16 protein-coding genes are annotated in these 17,409 nt (G+C 71.3%); 8 read left to right on the top strand and 8 right to left on the bottom strand.

The window, feature by feature from the left end; genetic code table 11:
• Positions 1–59: 59 nt before the first annotated feature.
• From sepX to galU, 6 genes are all read right to left on the bottom strand, one after another.
• Positions 60–1,442 carry a divisome protein SepX/GlpR gene (gene sepX, locus ACZ67T_RS12645; protein WP_469983550.1) on the bottom strand — a complete coding sequence of 461 codons (1,383 nt, stop codon included), beginning with the start codon at positions 1,440–1,442 and terminating at the stop codon, positions 60–62.
• A 171-nt stretch (positions 1,443–1,613) separates the two neighbouring features.
• On the bottom strand, positions 1,614–2,264 hold the full coding sequence (locus tag ACZ67T_RS12640; protein ID WP_469983549.1) for a GNAT family N-acetyltransferase: 651 nt from the start codon (positions 2,262–2,264) through the stop codon (positions 1,614–1,616).
• Between the two features lie 17 nt (positions 2,265–2,281).
• Positions 2,282–2,782, bottom strand: a complete 501-nt coding sequence (locus ACZ67T_RS12635; RefSeq protein WP_469983548.1) for a MogA/MoaB family molybdenum cofactor biosynthesis protein — start codon at positions 2,780–2,782, stop codon at positions 2,282–2,284.
• Positions 2,779–3,273, bottom strand: coding sequence for a cyclic pyranopterin monophosphate synthase MoaC (moaC, locus tag ACZ67T_RS12630; RefSeq protein ID WP_116512507.1), 495 nt, complete (start codon positions 3,271–3,273; stop codon positions 2,779–2,781). Before moaC ends, ACZ67T_RS12635 begins: the two co-directional genes overlap by 4 nt.
• 83 nt (positions 3,274–3,356) lie before the next feature.
• Complete coding sequence (glp, locus tag ACZ67T_RS12625; RefSeq protein ID WP_469983547.1) at positions 3,357–4,706, bottom strand: molybdotransferase-like divisome protein Glp; 1,350 nt, start codon at positions 4,704–4,706, stop codon at positions 3,357–3,359.
• A 4-nt stretch (positions 4,707–4,710) separates the two neighbouring features.
• Positions 4,711–5,613 (bottom strand): UTP--glucose-1-phosphate uridylyltransferase GalU, encoded by a 903-nt coding sequence (gene galU, locus ACZ67T_RS12620; RefSeq protein WP_469983546.1) that lies wholly within the window; start codon positions 5,611–5,613, stop codon positions 4,711–4,713.
• An 84-nt stretch (positions 5,614–5,697) separates the two neighbouring features.
• Here galU and ACZ67T_RS12615 point away from each other — a divergent pair, with 84 nt between their 5' ends.
• On the top strand, positions 5,698–6,300 hold the full coding sequence (locus ACZ67T_RS12615) for a 5-formyltetrahydrofolate cyclo-ligase (protein WP_469983545.1): 603 nt from the start codon (positions 5,698–5,700) through the stop codon (positions 6,298–6,300).
• Between the two features lie 98 nt (positions 6,301–6,398).
• Here the strand turns inward: ACZ67T_RS12615 and ACZ67T_RS12610 are convergent, their stop codons facing one another.
• A complete protein-coding gene (locus ACZ67T_RS12610) occupies positions 6,399–9,224 on the bottom strand; it encodes a penicillin acylase family protein (RefSeq protein ID WP_469983544.1) in 2,826 nt (941 codons plus the stop codon).
• 217 nt (positions 9,225–9,441) lie between these two features.
• On the opposite strand from ACZ67T_RS12610, the gene ACZ67T_RS12605 reads away from it, so the two are divergent.
• From ACZ67T_RS12605 to mscL, 6 genes are all read left to right on the top strand, one after another.
• Positions 9,442–11,013 carry a potassium/proton antiporter gene (locus ACZ67T_RS12605; protein WP_469983543.1) on the top strand — a complete coding sequence of 524 codons (1,572 nt, stop codon included), beginning with the start codon at positions 9,442–9,444 and terminating at the stop codon, positions 11,011–11,013.
• A gap of 337 nt (positions 11,014–11,350) precedes the next feature.
• Entirely contained in the window at positions 11,351–12,643 is a 1,293-nt protein-coding gene (locus tag ACZ67T_RS12600) for an MFS transporter (protein ID WP_469983542.1), read from the top strand.
• 203 nt (positions 12,644–12,846) lie between these two features.
• Positions 12,847–13,179, top strand: a complete 333-nt coding sequence (locus ACZ67T_RS12595) for an FmdB family zinc ribbon protein (RefSeq protein WP_469983541.1) — start codon at positions 12,847–12,849, stop codon at positions 13,177–13,179.
• 93 nt (positions 13,180–13,272) lie between these two features.
• Positions 13,273–14,148 (top strand): S-methyl-5'-thioadenosine phosphorylase, encoded by an 876-nt coding sequence (locus ACZ67T_RS12590; protein WP_469983540.1) that lies wholly within the window; start codon positions 13,273–13,275, stop codon positions 14,146–14,148.
• Between the two features lie 181 nt (positions 14,149–14,329).
• Positions 14,330–14,929: an RcpC/CpaB family pilus assembly protein gene (locus ACZ67T_RS12585; protein ID WP_469983539.1), complete on the top strand. Its 600-nt coding sequence runs from the start codon at positions 14,330–14,332 to the stop codon at positions 14,927–14,929.
• Positions 14,930–15,079: 150 nt separating this feature from the next.
• Complete coding sequence (gene mscL / locus ACZ67T_RS12580; RefSeq protein WP_469983538.1) at positions 15,080–15,538, top strand: large conductance mechanosensitive channel protein MscL; 459 nt, start codon at positions 15,080–15,082, stop codon at positions 15,536–15,538.
• Between the two features lie 7 nt (positions 15,539–15,545).
• Here the strand turns inward: mscL and ACZ67T_RS12575 are convergent, their stop codons facing one another.
• Positions 15,546–15,728 carry a hypothetical protein gene (locus tag ACZ67T_RS12575; protein WP_100596104.1) on the bottom strand — a complete coding sequence of 61 codons (183 nt, stop codon included), beginning with the start codon at positions 15,726–15,728 and terminating at the stop codon, positions 15,546–15,548.
• A gap of 371 nt (positions 15,729–16,099) precedes the next feature.
• Here ACZ67T_RS12575 and ACZ67T_RS12570 point away from each other — a divergent pair, with 371 nt between their 5' ends.
• Positions 16,100–17,200, top strand: a complete 1,101-nt coding sequence (locus ACZ67T_RS12570; protein ID WP_469983537.1) for a P1 family peptidase — start codon at positions 16,100–16,102, stop codon at positions 17,198–17,200.
• Positions 17,201–17,409: the final 209 nt, after the last annotated feature.

The following is a 17,409-nucleotide window of genomic DNA, read 5'->3' as shown; positions in this document are numbered from 1 at the left end:
GATCCGGGTGCTCGGAAATCCGGTCCTGGCTGGTCAGCCAGGGTGGTCCCGAACGGGTCTCACTCGTTGGCCGCGCGGGGGCGGCCGCCGTCGTCGTACTGGTCGAAGAGCGGGGTGCGTCCGCGCTCGCGCGACCGGCGCGCGGAGGCGGCCCGGCGGGCGTCACAGCGCTCGTCCCCCGCCTCGTCCGCGCCGTCGCCGTCCCCGGACGCCGCTCCCGGCTCCTCGCCCGTGTGCCCGTCCGGCTCCTGCTGTGCCGCACCCGCCGCGCTGGAGCGGGCCGAGCTCCACGCGTCGGGGGCGCCGAGGTCGACGCCGCCCGTGGCGCGCGGGGCGACCGGGGCGGTCACATACGTCGGCAGGGGCACCGGGACCGGGTCCCAGCTGTCGCCGTGGCCGGGGCCGCGCTGGCGCTCGCGCTGCTGGTCGACCCACTCGGCGTGGTCGGTCTGCTCGACGAGCGCGCGCCGGTCGGCCGCGAGCGCCTCGAGACCGGGGTCGGTCGCCACCTCTGGCGCAGGCCCCTCTTCGGCCTCCTCCGCGGCGGCCCGGCCCGCGGCGGGCTGCCGCCTGCGGGGCTGCCGCTCGCGCAGCCGCTGCGCCGCGACCTCGGCCTGGCGCCGGTCCATCGTGTACGCGAAGCGACGCCGTTCCTGGGCCCGCAGATAGAAGATGTACGAGCTGAGCAGCACGGCGGGCACCGCGGGCGCCCACAGGAACGTGAGCCCGCCGACGGCGGCGACGACCGCCCCCGCCGTGAAGGCGAGGAAGAGCATGACGGTCGTACGGCGCCTGCGTGCGAGCACCTTGGAGCGGCGAGCACGGGCTGCGGCGTCGGCCGAGGCGGCCTGCCGCTCGGACGCGGAGCGCTGCTCGGACTGCGGACGGTCGGACGGCTGACGGTCCGACGGCTGGCGCTCGGACTGCTGGCGGTCGGGGCCGCGTCCGGTTGCCGACCTGCCGTTCGTGTGCGGGTCGCCGACGGGCCGGTCACGGCTCGGCCGGTCGTGCGCCGACTCGCCGTGGGCGGTCCGGGCGGAGACCTGGCGGTCGGGGGTCTGCCGGGCGGGCGAGGTCCTGGGCCGGGGCTCGGGGCGGGGTTCCGATCCGGGGTGCCGCTCGTGGCGGGCCTCCCGGTTCTCGCTCCTGCGCTCGCCGCGGACCGGAGGCGCGGCGAAGGCCCGGACGTCCACCGAGTCGGTGGCCGCGTCCGGGACGGACGGGTCGCTGCGCTGCTCCTCCCCTTCGGGCGAGCGCGCCTGCAGGTCCTTGGCGTATCGGCGCTCCATGCCCGCCCGTCCGGACAGCAGCCGGATGGCGGTGCTGAAGCGTTCCGTCGGACGGGCCTCGTTCAGCTCGTCCTGCCTACGGAGCCACATCGGCACCAAGTAGGCGGCCCAGGCCCCGACGATGACTGCGTAGATGAGGCCGCTGCTGCTCACGCCTCACACGGTAGAGGGGTTTGCGTGAGGCCATCCGCCAATTGAGCCGGTGTGTCGCACGATCTGGCTGATATTTCGAACTTTTTTTCCGACTGAGGCATCAACGCACCGCCCGTCGAGCGAATTTAATGCCTGCGGCGGACGATCTCCGATCAATTTCGAACACTTATTTTATTTTGGCGAAGTGCCCGGCCACTCCGCGGTGCTCGGACCACCCGGACCAGCGGTGTTGCCACCACGCTTGTGACGCCAGCGGCTCAGGAGGCCTTCTGGGACCTCCTCAGCGGTGAGCGCGAAGACGAGATGGTCGCGCCAGCCGCCGTCGATGTGGAGATAGCGGGGCCGCAGACCTTCCTCGCGGAATCCGAGCTTTTCGACGACCCGGCGGCTCGGCCCGTTCTCCGGGCGAATACAGACCTCGATGCGGTGCAGACCCACGGTGCGGAAGCAGTGGTCGACCGCGAGCGCCACCGCGGTCGGCATCACTCCGCGCCCGGCCACCGACTCGTCGACCCAGTAGCCGACATGGGCCGAGCACATCGAGCCCCAGGTGATCCCGGCCACCGTCAACTGCCCGACCAGGCGCCCCTGGTACTCGATGACGAAGGGCAGCATGCGCCCCGCGCTCGCCTCGGCGCGCAGATGGCGGACCATTTGACGGTACGTCGGACGGTGGGCGATCGGGCCGCTGGGCGTGGGCGGCGGGATGGTCGCCTCCCAGGGGCGCAGCCAGTCGCGGTTGCGGCGGTTGACCTCGCGCCAGGCCCGCTGGTCGCGCAGCTTTATCGGGCGCAGGCAGACGTCACCGTCCGTCAGCTCCACCGGCCAGGATGGGGCGTTCAGCTCGCACCCCCGTCGGGTCTGGGGTGGTCGCCGCCGCGCAGCTGGTCGACGGCGTGGGTCAGCAGGGGACCCAGTACGGCGAGGCCGTCCTTGACGCCGCCGGACGACCCGGGCAGGTTCACGATCAGCGTGCGGCCCGCGACGCCGGCGAGGCCACGGGAGAGCGCAGCCGTGGGCACCTTCTCCCGCCCGAACGCGCGAATGGCCTCGGGGATGCCCGGCACCTCGTGGTCGAGCACGCCGCGGGTGGCCTCGGGGGTCCGGTCGGTGGGCGAGATGCCGGTGCCGCCGGTGGTGAGGATGACGTCGTACCCGGCGTCGACACCGGCCCGCAGCGCCGCGGCCACCGGGTCCCCGTCGGGCACGACCTGCGGCCCGTCGACCTGGAAGCCCAGGGCTTCGAGGCCCTTCGCGATCCGGGGGCCGCCGGTGTCGGCGTAGACCCCGGCGGCGGCGCGGTTGGAGGCGGTGACGACGAGGGCGCGGTAGGGGCTCATTCCCCGGCCTCCGGACGGGTCCAGTGGCCCGACTTGCCGCCCGTCTTCTCCTCGACGCGTACGTCCGTGATGACGGCGCCCTTGTCGACGGCCTTCACCATGTCGATCACCGTGAGCGCGGCCACCGAGACGGCCGTCAGGGCCTCCATCTCGACGCCCGTGCGGTCCGTGGTCTTCACCGTGGCGAGGATCTCGACCGCGTCGTCGGCGACGGACAGGTCCAGTTTCACCCCGGACACCGACAGCGGGTGGCAGAGCGGGATGAGGTCGGGGGTGCGCTTGGCACCCATGATCCCGGCGATGCGCGCCGTGGCGAGGGCGTCGCCCTTGGGCACTCCCTCGCCACGCAGCAGCTCCACCACGCGGGGCGATACGAGGACGCGGCCGCTGGCACGGGCGGTACGCGCGGTCACGTCCTTGGCGGACACGTCGACCATGCGGGCCGCGCCCGCTTCGTCGATGTGCGTCAGTCGGTCCTGCGAACTGCTCATGGTGCTCTGGCGCTCCCGGTCCGTGGGCCGCGGTGCGGCGCGCGGCCTGTTGTGCGCGACACGCTATCGCGCGGACGGCGCGCTCAGCCGAGGAGGACCACGTCCACTTCCGCACCGGGCTCGGCCGACGTGGTCTTCTCGGGCAGGACGATCAGCGCGTCCGCGTGGGCGAGCGCCGCGACGAGGTGGGATCCGGCGCCCCCCACAGGGGTGACGGTCCCGGCCTCGGCGTCGTACGTCCCGCGCAGGAACTGGCGCCGTCCGGCGGGCGAGCTGAGGGCCTTGGGCGACTTCAGGACCGCGCGGGCCGACGGCCGGTGGACGTCGGCGGCGGGCAGGCCCATGAGGGTGCGCACCGCGGGGCGCACGAACAGCTCGAAGGAGACGTACGAGGAGACGGGGTTGCCCGGCAGGGCGAGGAGCGGGGTGTGCTCGGGGCCGATGGTGCCGAAGCCCTGGGGCTTGCCCGGCTGCATGGCGAGCTTGCGGAACTCGACGCCGCTGCCGGCGCCGATACCGGTCTCGTCCTCGGAGCCGCCGACGGAGGTCAGCGCCTCCTTCACGACGTCGTACGCGCCGACACTGACGCCGCCCGTGGTGACGATGAGGTCGGCGCGGATCAGCTGGTCCTCGATGGTGGAGCGCAGTGTCTCCGCGTCGTCGGCGACCGCGCCGACGCGGTAGGCGATCGCTCCGGCGTCGCGTGCGGCGGCGGTGAGGGCGAAGCTGTTGGAGTCGTAGATCTGGCCCTCGGCCAACTCCTCGCCCGGCTGGATCAGTTCGCTGCCGGTGGACATGACGACCACGCGCGGGCGCGGGCGCACGCGTACGGTGCCGCGGCCGATCGCGGCGAGGAGGGCGATCTGGGGCGGGCCGAGGACGGTGCCTGCCTCCAGGGCGCGGTCGCCCATCTTCACGTCGCTGCCCTTGGCGCGCACGTGCGCGCGTGCCTCGGCGGGGCGGTGCACGCGGACTTCGCCGGAGGCGCCCTCGGGGGCGGCGCTGTGGGCGCGCATCCCGGAGACCGGGCCCTCGCCCAGGCCGCCGTCGGTCCACTCGACGGGGACGACGGCCTCGGCTCCGGGCGGGAGCGGGGCGCCGGTCATGATGCGGGCGGCCTGGCCGGGCCCCACGCGGAGCAGACCGGCCCGGCCCGCGGCGACGTCCCCCACGACCGTGAGCACCGCGGGGAAGTCCTCGCTCGCGCCCGCCACGTCGGCCGTCCTGACCGCGTACCCGTCCATCGAGCTGTTGTCGAAGGGGGGCAGCGAGACGGGCACCGAGATGTCCTCGACGAGGACGCAGCCCTGTGCGTCGAGGAGCTGGAGCTCGATGGGCTCCAGCGGGCGGACCGTGGCGAGGATGTCCTCCAGGTGCTCCGCCACCGACCAGACGTGCTCCTGGCCGGTGACGTGCGTGGTCGTGCTGCTCAAGGTGCTACATCTCCTCGGTGACGTAACTGCGAAGCCAGGTCCGGAAGTCGGGGCCCAGGTCCTCACGTTCGCACGCGAGTCTGACAATGGCACGCAGATAGTCGCCACGGTCCCCGGTGTCATACCGGCGGCCCTTGAAGACGACGCCGTGGACGGGGCCGCCGGCCTTCTCGTCGTCGGCGAGCTGCTGGAGGGCGTCGGTGAGCTGGATCTCGCCGCCGCGGCCCGGCTCGGTCCGGCGGAGTATGTCGAAGATCGCGGGGTCGAGGACGTAGCGGCCGATGATCGCGTAGTTCGACGGGGCGTCCGCGGGGTCGGGCTTCTCGACCAGGCCGGTGACCTTGACGAGGTCGCCGTCCTCGGTCGCCTCGACGGCGGCGCAGCCGTAGAGGTGGATCTGCGAGGGCTCGACCTCCATGAGGGCGATGACGCTGCCGCCGCGCTGCTCCTGGACCTCGACCATGCGGGCGAGCAGGGGGTCGCGCGGGTCGATCAGGTCGTCGCCGAGGAGGACCGCGAAGGGCTCCTGACCGACGTGCGGGGCCGCGCACAGGACGGCGTGGCCGAGGCCCTTGGGGTCGCCCTGGCGGACGTAGTGCATGGTCGCGAGGTCGCTGGACTCCTGGACCTTGGCGAGGCGGCCGGCGTCGCCCTTCTTCTGGAGAGCCGACTCGAGCTCGTAGTTGCGGTCGAAATGATCCTCCAGGGGCCGCTTGTTGCGGCCCGTGATCATGAGCACGTCGTCGAGACCGGCAGCCGCGGCCTCCTCGACGACGTACTGGATCGCCGGCTTGTCGACGACCGGCAGCATCTCCTTCGGCGTCGCCTTGGTGGCCGGCAGGAACCGGGTGCCGAGGCCCGCGGCGGGGATGACAGCCTTACTGATCCTGGGGTGCGACTCAGTCATGCGGTGAACCATATCCGTAGCGTCTGGGCGGAAGATTTGCTTCCAGTTAACTTGGTACCTATATGAGGGGTTTGTGAGCTGGCTATGTGTTTGTCAAAGGCTGACAAGAACGCGTTGCGGGCAGAACTCCTCCAGGTGAGATCCGGGTTGCCCGCCGATGACGTCGAGACGGCGGCCGTCGCGCTCGCCCGTCGGGCTCTTGAGCTTCCGGAGCTGGCCGGGGCACGGACCGTCGCCGCGTACGTCTCCGTGGGCCGTGAACCGGGCACCCGCGCGCTGCTCGACGCGCTCCACGCGCGCGGGGTGCGCGTCCTGCTTCCCGTCCTCCTCGACGACAACGACCTCGACTGGGGTGCCTACGACGGACAGGGGTCCCTCGCCCGCGTGCAACACGCGGGAAAGATGGCCCTGTTGGAGCCCTCCGGGGAGCCGCTCGGCACGGAGGCCGTCGTGGAGGCCGACGCGGTGCTGCTGCCGGGCCTCGCCGTCGACGGGCGCGGCATGCGGCTCGGCCGCGGCGGCGGCTCGTACGACCGGGTCCTCGCGCGGCTCGAGCGCGCGGACGCGGATCCGGCGCTCGTGGTGCTCCTGTACGACGGTGAGGTCGTCGAGCGCGTCCCCGAGGAGCCGCACGACCGTCCCGTGCACGCCGTGGTGACGCCTTCGGGAGTGCGCCGCTTCCGGTGAAGGGATCGGCGAGCTGCCTGACGAGCCGCCTGTCCCCGGGAACGTGGAAGGCCCTCCACGCGTGCGTGGAGGGCCCTTCCAGAAGGTGTCGCCCGTCGTCAGGGCCGCAGCACCAGGGTGTCCTTCGTGTTCTCGCCGACCGCCTTCTCCGAAGAGACCCACGGGACGAGCTCGCCCTTGGACCACTTCTCCGTCTGGTCGGTGTAGTGCGCGCTGAACGCGTGCCCCGAGGCGCCGGTGAGGTTGATCCACTTGGACTTGTCGAGGTCCGCGAGGTTGACCACCATGCGCATCGACGGGACCCAGATGACGCCGTAGCCGCCGGCCGCGTTCCAGCCGGTCGCGTCCACGGCCGCCTCGCCGCCGCCGAGCTTCCACGGGCCGCGGTTGAGCACGTACTGGAGCCAGCCGGGCCCGTTCGTGCCGAGGGTCTGGTTCTTCAGGCTCAGCTGGTGCAGCCGGCCCCAGCTCCAGGTGTCGACGTCCTTGCCGAGCTTGGCCGTGACGTCCCAGCGCGCGTCCTCCATGGCCCGCGCGAACAGCTGGTCACGGGTCTTGGTCTCGGCGTCGGTGCGGGTGGCCGGGGCCTTCCACCAGTCGTTGTTCTCATCGTTGATGATCTTGCGGACGACCTCGAACCAGCGGTCGCCGCCGTCCGGCTGCGCCGAGTCCGCGTCGCGCTCTCCGCACTCGCGCACCCGCTGGTCCTCGTCCGCCGGGCCGGTGTCACCGGCCGGCTCCACGCTCAGGCACTGGCCCTTGACCCGCAGCTCCTTGGGGAGCTTGTTGCCGAAGGACAGCTTGAGGATGTTGCGCCAGACCGAGTTGAAGTACGCGGCCGCCGCCGAGTCCGGGTTCTGGGTGTAGTCCCAGTTCTCCAGGAGCTTCTGCGCCTCGCGGACGTACTTGTCCGAGACGTCGATCTTGAGCAGCTTGGGCACGAGCAGCTTGGCGATCTCGCTGCTGTTGTCCATCTGCATGGTGCGCATGTCGTCGGTGGAGATCTTGCCGCCGCCGGCGATCTTCGACTCGATCAGGTCGGTGATGCGCTGGCTGCGCGTGCCGTAACCCCAGTCGGAGGTGAGGTGGTACGGGTACTTGTCCTTGTCGATGACGGCCTGGTTGGCGGTCACGATGTAGCCGCGCTTGGGGTTGTACTCGTACGGCAGCGCGGACTGCGGGATGTAGCTCTTCCAGCGGTAGGCGGCGTCCCAGCCGGGCGCGGGCAGCGAGCCGTCGCCCTTGCCCCTGACCGGGATCTTGCCGGGCGCCTGGTAGCCGATGTTGCCCTTGGTGTCGGCGTAGATCAGGTTCTGCGAGGGCACCTCGAAGTCGGCGGCGGCCTTGCGGAACTGGGTCCAGTCCTTCGCCTTGTTCAGCTCGAAGACGGCGTCCATGGACTTGCCGGGGGTCAGCGCGGTCCAGCGCAGCGAGACCCCGTAGCCGTCGCCCCGGTCGGGGGCGGCGGCGTCTACCTTCGCCTTCTTGCCGACCTTGACCAGCTCGTCGTCCCGGTCCGAGATCAGCGGTCCGTTGTTGGTCTCGCGGACGGTGATGGTCTTGTCGTCGCCGCCGGCGACCTTGATGGTCTCCTTGCGGGTCTCGAAGGGCACCGTCTTGCCGTCGTACTGGTAGCCGCCGCCGCTGTTGAGCTTCTCCAGGTACAGGTCGGTGACGTCGGCGCCCAGGTTCGTCATGCCCCAGGAGATGTCCTGGTTGTGGCCGATGATCACGCCGGGCATCCCGGAGAACGTGTAGCCCGTGACGTCGTACTGGCACGAGGCCGACAGGCTCCGGCAGTGCAGGCCCATCTGGTACCAGACCGACGGGAGCTGCGGCGACAGGTGCGGGTCGTTGGCGAGCAGCGGCTTCCCGGTGATCGTGTGCGCTCCGGAGACCACCCACGAGTTGGAGCCGATGCCGTTGCCGTTCGGGCCGACGGCCGCGGGGACCTGGTCCAGGGCGTCGGAGAGCCCGGTCAGCTGGCTCTGGAGGTCGTTGGGGGCCTCGGTGTCGCCCGCGAGACCGGTGCCGGTGGCGCCTTGCGTGCCGGTTCCGGTACCAGTTCCGGTTCCGGTGCCTGTGGAGGTACCCGTTCCGGTGCCCGTTCCCGTGCCGGTTTGACTTCCGGACCCGCTGGAGCCCGCCCCGTAGGAGCCGGTCGCGCTGTCGTAGGAGCCGGACTGGACGATCGCCTTGTGCCGGTCGTACGGGTAGTCCGGGTACAGGTCCGCGATCTGCTGCGGGCCGAGGCGGCTCGTCATCAGGGAGCGGTCGATCTCTTCCTGCATGTTGCCGCGCAGGTCCCACGCCATCGCCTTGAGCCAGGCCACGGAGTCGGCCGGCGTCCACTTCTGGGGCGCGTAGTCGTTGGTGAACCCGAGCGCCGCGTACTCGACGGAGATGTCCCCGCCGTCCTTGCCGGCGAGGTAGGCGTTGACTCCCTTGGAGTACGCCTGGAGGTACTTCTTCGTCTCGGGCGAGAGCTTGGAGTCGTACTCCTTCTGCGCCACCCGGTGCCAGCCGAGCGTCCGCAGGAACTCATCGGTCTTGACCTGGCTCTTGCCGAACATCTCGGAGAGCCGGCCGGAGGTCATATGGCGGCGGACGTCCATCTCCCAGAAGCGGTCCTGCGCCTGCACATAGCCCTGGGCCATGAACAGGTCCTCGTCGGACGAGGCATAGACCTGAGGGATCCCGTAGGAGTCCCGCTTCACGTCCACGGGACCGGAGAGCCCGTCGAGCTTGATCGAGCCCTTTGTCTGCGGGAAGGAGGCACGCACGGTACTGACGCTCCAGTACGTGCCGTAACCGATGCCCGCGACAATGGCCAGGACCAGCACGATCACGATCAGTCGGGCTCTGCGCCCCTTCTTCTTCTTGCCGGACGAATGGCCGGAAGAGGCGTTGGTGTTCGAGGGCATCGCTGTCCTTGCTGTCCTTCGCGAGCGGCAGAGCGGGCTGCAGGCGGGCTGTGGGGTCACGGAGCGCTGGAGCAACCATAGGCGCAGGGCACGGCGGCCTCGGACGCGGTGTCAAGAACCCGGGGCCCCAACCCGCCCGAGGTCACCCTGGAGGGCGTCAAGAAAGCGTTAACGATTAGGTAAGGTAACGAAGTACCTGGTCGTTCCGCAGCGTCCCGTGCACCCGTACGGGCCACCCCGTACGGCCTTCGGAGGAAGGAAACAGCCCCTGACTGTCCACCACCTCAACCAGCTCCTGCTCGTCTGTTCGCTGGTCCTGCTGATCGCCGTCGCGGCCGTGCGCATCTCCTCGCGCAGCGGTCTGCCCAGCCTGCTCCTCTACCTCGGCATCGGGGTGGCGATGGGTCAGGACGGCGTCGGCAACGTGTCGTTCAGCAACGCCGAGCTGACGCAGGTCATCGGCTACGCGGCCCTCGTCGTGATCCTGGCCGAGGGCGGCCTCGGCACGAAGTGGAAAGAGATCGAACCGGCGCTGCCGGCCGCCGTCATGCTGTCCACGGTCGGCGTCGCCATCAGCGTGGGCGTGACGGCCGCCGGAGCGCACTACGTCGTGGGGCTCGAGTGGCGGCATGCGCTCATCATCGGCGCGGTGGTGTCCTCGACGGACGCCGCGGCAGTCTTCTCCGTGCTGCGCAAGGTGCCGCTGCCGTCCCGCGTGACGGGCGTCCTGGAGGCCGAGTCCGGCTTCAACGACGCCCCTGTGGTGATCCTGGTGGTGGCCTTCTCCACGGCGGGGCCCATCGAGCACTGGTACACCCTCCTCGGCGAGATCACCCTCGAACTCGCGATCGGCGCCGCGATCGGGATCGCGGTGGGCTGGCTCGGCTCCTTCGGCCTGCGGCACGTCGCGCTGCCCGCCTCCGGCCTCTACCCGATCGCCGTCATGGCCATCGCCGTCACCGCGTACGCCGCCGGAGCCATGGCCCACGGCAGCGGATTCCTCGCCGTCTACCTCGCCTCGATGGTCCTCGGAAACGCGAAACTGCCGCACTGGCCCGCCACCCGCGGTTTCGCCGAAGGGCTCGGCTGGATCGCACAGATCGGCATGTTCGTCCTGCTCGGCCTGCTCGTCACCCCGCACGACCTCGTGGACGACGCATGGCCCGCGATCGTCATCGGCCTCGTGCTGACAATGGTGGCCCGCCCCGTGGAGGTCGTCGTCAGCCTTCTGCCGTTCCGCATGCCCTGGCAGGAGAAGGCCCTCATGTCCTGGGCCGGCCTGCGCGGCGCGGTGCCCATCATCCTGGCGACCATCCCGATGGTGAACGGCGTCGAGGACAGCACCCGGATCTTCAACATCGTCTTCGTGCTCGTCGTCGTCTACACGCTCGTCCAGGGACCCACGCTGCCCTGGCTCGCCCGGAAACTGCGGCTCGGCAGCGACTCCGCTCCCGCCGCCGACCTCGGCATCGAGTCGGCGCCCCTGGAGAGGCTGCGCGGACATCTGCTGTCCGTGGCGATCCCCAAGGAATCCCGGATGCACGGCGTCGAGGTCAGCGAGCTGCGGATGCCCCCGGGCGCCGCCGTCACGCTCGTGGTGCGCGACAAGCAGTCCTTCGTACCGCTGCCGACGACCGTCCTGCGGCACGGTGACGAACTGCTCGTGGTCGCGACGGACCAGGTACGGGACGAGGCCGAGGCCCGGCTGCGGGCCGTGGCACAGGGCGGCAAGCTCGCCGGATGGCTGGCGGGAAAGGGCGGCCCGGGACGCCCACGGCGGGCGCACTAGCGCCGTAGCGCGTACACGGAGAGCGGGGGTGCCGGGCTCAGGGAGGGCGCCGGCGGGCGGATGGCGGGTCGATGGCCGGTGGATGAAGTTCCGCTACGCGGAAGAAAGCGGCCCGTCCGGCCGTTAGCATGGTCGGTACACACTTGAAGTTCCACCGACTCTGCCTGATGTAGAGCCGGCGCGACCGCAAAGCGGCCGCGGTTCCCTTGCATACCCTGCATGGCCCAGGCCCTCCTGGCGCGGACCCCGGTATCACTCGGTTCCCGGCGCATGAGGACGGCTCTCGGCGCACACCCCTACCGGGGCAGCGCTACCAGGCGGCAGAAAGGCAAGGGCCGTGCCAGAGAATCACTCGGCCACGGTCACCGACAAGCGTCCCGGATACGGCCGGCTGCTGCGCACCCGCGGCGCCTGGACGTTCCTGCTCCCCGGCTTCGCCGCCCGGCAGCCGTTCGCGATGCTCACCATCTCGACGGTCCTGCTCGTGCAGCACACCACCGGCTCGTACGGGACAGCAGGCGCCGTCTCCGCCACCACCGGCGTCTCCATGGCGCTGTTCGCCCCCTTCGCGGGCAAGCTCGCCGACCGCTTCGGGCAGCGCGCCGTCCTCGTGCCCGGCGTCCTGCTGCACACGGCGTCCGTGCTCCTGCTGACGGTGCTCGCGCTCACCGACGCCCCCCTGTGGACCCTGTTCGTCGCGGCGGTCCCGACCGGCGCCTCCACCCCGCAGATCGGTCCCATGGTGCGGGCCCGCTGGGGCGTCAAGCTCCAGGGCTCACCCCTCATGACCACGGCCGCCGCCTTCGAGTCGGTCACGGACGAGTTCACGTTCGTCCTCGGCCCGCTGTTCGCGACCGCCCTGTGCACCGGCGTGCACCCCGCCGCCGGTCTTGTCACCGAGGCGTCCCTGACGCTCGTGGGCGGCCTCCTGTTTGCCGCGCAGCGGGGCACGCAGCCCCAGCCCTCCCGCACCACCGGCGAGGTCCACGCACGCGTGGAGCACGTTTCCGCGCTGCGGATCCCCGGAGTGCGCGTCCTGATCGTGGCGTTCCTCGGCATCGGCTCCGTCTTCGGCGGCATGCAGGTCGCCCTGGCCGCCTTCACCGAGTCGATCGGCGAGCCCGGCCTGAACGGTGTCCTCTACGGGACGTTCGCCGCGGGCAACATGCTCTCCGGCATCGTCTGCGGAGCCGTCGCCTGGAAGATCGCGCCGCAGCGCCGCCTCCTGCTCGCCTACACCGCGCTCGCCGTGACCGCCTCCGGCCTCTGGGCCGCGCAGTCGGTGCTGCTGCTCGCCGGGGTCGGCCTGCTGGTGGGCACGTGCATCGCCCCGGCCCTGATCACGGGCTACACGCTCGTCGAGAAGCTGGTCCCGCCGACCGCCCGCACGGAGGCCTTCACGTGGCTCACGGGGGCGGTCGCGCTCGGCCAGGCAGCGGCCGTCACGGTCGCCGGCCAGCTGGAGGACCGCCTCTGGGACGGCGCCGGATTCCTCGTCCCGATGGGCGGCACGGTGCTCGCCGTGCTGCTCCTCGCGGCCCTGCGTTCGCGGCTGGTGCCGCCGCGCGTGACCAAAGTAGTCACGCGCGGCGTGGCCCATCGCGATCCTGTCGCGATCGGTGAGATGTGACAGCATTCTTTTTTCTTCGCGGAATACGTCACTGTGACTCCGCCGCCAAGCAGCTCCTCACTCAGGCGTAAAGGCCCTCATGACGGTCAAGCCCTGACCGCCGTCCGGAGACAGGTGACGTACGTTACTCCGTTCAGCGTCTGTCACGGGTTAATATGGACGATCGTTAGCACTCATCGAGTGAGAGTGCCAGGAGGAAGCAAGTGCCGACGTACCAGTACCAGTGCACCGAGTGTGGCGAGGGCCTCGAGGCGGTGCAGAAGTTCACCGATGACGCCCTGACCGTGTGCCCCAGCTGCGACGGACGCCTCAAGAAGGTGTTCTCGGCGGTCGGCATCGTCTTCAAGGGATCGGGCTTCTACCGCAACGACAGCCGCGGCTCCTCGTCGAGCAGCTCGCCGGCGTCGTCGTCCGCGAAGTCGACCCCGGACACGAAGTCTTCGTCCTCGGACTCCAAGTCGTCCTCCGCGTCGACGTCCTCGGCCTCCGCTTCGTCTTCTTCTTCGAGCTCGTCCTCGAGCTCTTCCGCCGCCTAAGGCCGCTCGGCCGCTCCGGCCAAGTTCTTACGGAACCCTGTCGTCCTGCGACGACAGGGTTCTCGGCGTTCCCGGGCGGATACTGTGCCGGACATGGCGAATACAGTCCCGGGCACGGCGAACAAGGCGAACACACAGGTCACGGCCGAGATCGGGGTCATCGGCGGCTCCGGCTTCTACTCGTTCCTGGACGACGTGACCGAGGTCCAGGTCGACACCCCTTACGGAGCGCCGAGCGACTCGCTCCTCCTCGGCGAGATCGCGGGCCGGAAGGTCGCCTTTCTGCCCCGCCACGGCCGCGGCCACCATCTGCCGCCGCACCGCATCAACTACCGCGCCAACCTCTGGGCCCTGCGCTCAGTGGGCGTCCGGCAGGTTCTCGGCCCGTGCGCCGTGGGCGGGCTCCGGCCCGAGTTCGGACCGGGGACACTCCTGGTGCCCGACCAGTTCGTGGACAGGACGAAGGCCCGCGCGCAGACGTACTTCGACGGGGAGCCGCTGGCGGACGGGAGTGTGCCGAACGTGGTGCACGTGTCGCCCGCCGACCCGTACTGCCCGGCCGGGCGTCGGGCCGCCGTGAAGGCGGCGCGCGGACGCGACTGGGAGCCGGTGGACGGGGGGACGCTCGTCGTGGTCGAGGGGCCGCGGTTCTCGACCCGCGCCGAGTCCCTCTGGCACGCCTCCCAGGGCTGGTCGGTGGTCGGCATGACCGGCCACCCCGAGGCGATGCTCGCGCGTGAACTCGAGCTCTGTTACACGTCGTTGACCCTGGTCACCGACCTCGACGCGGGCGCCGAGTCGGGCGAGGGCGTCTCGCACGAAGAGGTCCTCCAGGTCTTCGCCGCCAATGTGGACCGGCTGCGGGCGGTGCTCTTCGACGCGGTGGCGGAGCTGCCGGCGGAGGGCGAGCGGGACTGCTCGTGCAGGGAGGCGCTCGGGGGGATGGATCCGGGGATCGTGCTGCCGTGACCCGGCAGGGAGAGTGGCTGAACTTCACCTTCGGGTGAGGGAGTTGTCCGCAACCGGCGAGTAGTACACGGGCCTCAGCAGGAATCGAAGCGGGCCTGGATCGTGGAGCGCGAGGCGAGCTTTCGAGCTTGCGTCGCGCTCCGAGACTTTCGATGCCTCTCGATCCAGGTGGTGGTCGCCCATGTCCCCGTTCAGCACTCCCCCGACGTGCGAAGTCCCGCATTTCGCGCCGCTGCGGGTGCACGGCGGGCGCTGGCGGGCGCGCGGCGCGAGCCGGCACCGGCGGCGGGCGCTCGCCGCGGGGCTCGCCGTCACGGCGGCGGTGGTGGTGGCGGGGCCTTCAGGGGCTGGGCCGGCTGGGGCGGGGTCGTCGGGTGCCGGATCGTCCGGTGCCGGGTCGGGCTCCTCGGAGTCCCCGTCCGGGCGGGAGCGGGTGCGGCGGTCGGTCGTGATGGTGTCCGCGCCGGTGCGGATCGCGGACGCGGCGGCGGTGCGGCTGCTGCGGCCGGGCGACCGGGTCGACGTCGTGGCGGCGGGCACAGGGGCCGGAGTCGGCGCCGGTGAAGGGCAGGGCTCCGGTGGCCAAGGGGGCAGGGTCGTGGCGGCGGGGGCGCGGGTCAGCTCCGTACCGGAGTCGCCGGAGTCGCCGGAGTCGCCCGAGTCGGTCGGCGATGCGGTCGCGGAGGGTGGTGCGCTGGTCGTGCTGTCCGTGCCTCGGGCGACGGCGGCTCGGCTCGCCGGCGCCGGTGCCACCTCGCGGCTGGCGGTGACGCTGTGGTGATCATTTCCGGGCCCCCGGACGGGCCGGTCCGCACGGTTTCGAAGTCAACTCCCTCGTTCGGGTGGGCGAATTGGACAGGCCCGCCAGGCGCTGCCGTAGGTTGCGGAGCTGTTTGCTCCACGTCCTGCACAAGTGAAGAGAGGCCTTCTGGTGAGCGCGAAGAAGAAGCCGAGTGTGTGGGAGGGCTTCAAGGCCTTCTTGATGCGCGGGAATGTGATCGACCTCGCGGTCGCGGTGGTCATCGGAGCCGCGTTCACCAACATCGTGAACGCCGTCGTGAAGGGCGTCATCAACCCGCTGGTCGGCGCGTTCGGCACGAAGGACCTGGACGGCTACAAGTCGTGCCTGAAGGGCACGTGCCCGGGCGACGACGGCATCGAGATCCTGTGGGGCACGGTGCTCAGCGCCACGCTCACGTTCCTGATCACGGCCGCGGTCGTGTACTTCCTGATGGTGCTGCCGATGGCCAAGTACCTGGCCAAGAAGGCGGCCCGGGATGCCGCGAAGGAAGGCGCCGCGGAGGTCGTCGAGCTGTCCGAGCTGGAGGTCCTGAAGGAGATCCGCGACGCCCTGGTGGCGCAGCGCGGCTCTGGGCACAGCGAGCCGTAGCCGCGGCTCAGAGGTGGTGGGGCGGCTTCTCGTCGAGGAAGCGTGCCAGGTCGGCGGCGCTGTCACCGCCGGTGGTGGGCCGCTCACCCCACCCTCGGTCCGTGTCGTCCGAGGACTGCGTGCTCAGCGGATCGTCGAAGACCAGCGCGTTCTTCGGATCGCGCGGTTCGGGGGCGGGGGCGGTGCTCATACCTCCAGCGTACGTCCGTCGGGAGGCCGGCTGCCGGGGTGCGGGCCGTTCCGACCCTGGTGAGGCCGCGCGCCGTGAAGATGTTCCTGGCCGAGGCCGGCTGCTCGAGGGTGGGCGTCGGGGTGTCGTGCGGCGGGAAGGGCTTGCCGAGGCCCTGCCGCTTCGTCCTCGCGCCCAGCCGGTGGAAGGGCAGGACGTCGACGCGGGAGACGTTGCCGAGGGGGTCCGTGAAGGCAGCGACGCGCTCGATGTTCTCCCGTCCGCCGGTCAGGCCGGGCGCGAGGACGAAGCGCACCCAGACGTCCTCGCCGAGGCGCCGGGGCCCGCGCGCAGGCGGCCCCGGGGCCCAACTCACGTGATACGCATGCCGTATGACGACACCCCCGCGCAATGCCCTGACCGACGTCGCCGGCCTGCGGGTCGGTCACGCCACCCGCACCGGCGACGGCGGCTGGCTGACCGGGACGACGGTGGTGCTCGCGCCCGAGGGCGGGATGACCGCCGCCGTGGACGTGCGTGGCGGCGGCCCGGGCACGAAGGAGACGGACGCGCTCGACCCGCGGAACGTGGTCCGGCGGATCGACGCCGTGACCCTGACGGGCGGCAGTGCCTACGGCCTGGACGCCGCGTCCGGTGTCATGGCGTGGCTGGAGGAGCAGGGCCGGGGCGTGCGGGTGGGGGCCGGGCCGCGCGAGGTGGTGCCGGTCGTCCCCGCCGCGTGCGTCTTCGACCTGGGGCGCGGCGGGGAGTTCGGGGCCAGGCCCGACGCGGCGACGGGCCGTGCGGCGGTGGAGGCGGCGGCCACTTGCGCGCCGGGTTCGCCCGTCGCGGAGGGTTCGGTGGGCGCGGGCACGGGCGCGGTGATCGGCGGGCTCAAGGGCGGCGTGGGCACGGCGAGCACGGTGCTCGACTCGGGCATCACGGTCGCGGCGCTGGTCGTGGCCAACGCGGTGGGCTCCGCGGTCGATCCGGCGACGGGGGCGCTCTACGGGCAGCTCTTCGCCCCGGACTCGGCCTCCGCCCCTGCCCCCACCTCCTCGGGGAACGGCGAACGGCACCCACACCCATACCCGTACCCCTCGCCCGAGGTGCACGCGGCGGCGCGGGAGCGGATCGCACGGGCCAAGGAGGAGTCCGCCGGGCAGGCGCCACCGATGAACACCACGCTCGCCGTCGTCGCCACGGACGCGGTGCTCACCCGTTCCGAGGCGCACAAGCTCGCGGGCACCTCGCACGACGGCATCGCGCGCGCCGTCCGTCCGGTGCATCTCCTCAACGACGGGGACACCGTCTTCGCCGTCGCGACCGGCGCCCGCCCGCTGGATGAGGCCAACCCCCTCGCGCTGAACGACATCCTCGCGGCGGGCGCGGACATGGTGACGCGGGCGATCGTGCGGGCGGTGCTCACGGCGGATTCGGTGCGGGGGCCGGGCGGGACGTTCCTCTCGTACCGGGATCTGTACGGGAGTTGAGGGACGGGGCGCACCAGGACACCCAGGGGCCCCACGACTTGCGGAGCCGAGGGCTCACGCAGCGGGCGACCCACCCGGTTCCTGACGTGACTTGTGTCTCCGTTCACATCGGCCCGAAGGAACCTTTACGGTCAGTTCGCCCTCTCTATCCACACTGGAGCAACTGACGAATCCTGGAGCATCTCGTGACAACCCCGGACACATCCGCG

Source organism: Streptomyces sp. NPDC107517 (genome assembly GCF_055582645.1).
This window is presented reverse-complemented; position numbering and strand designations above follow the sequence as displayed.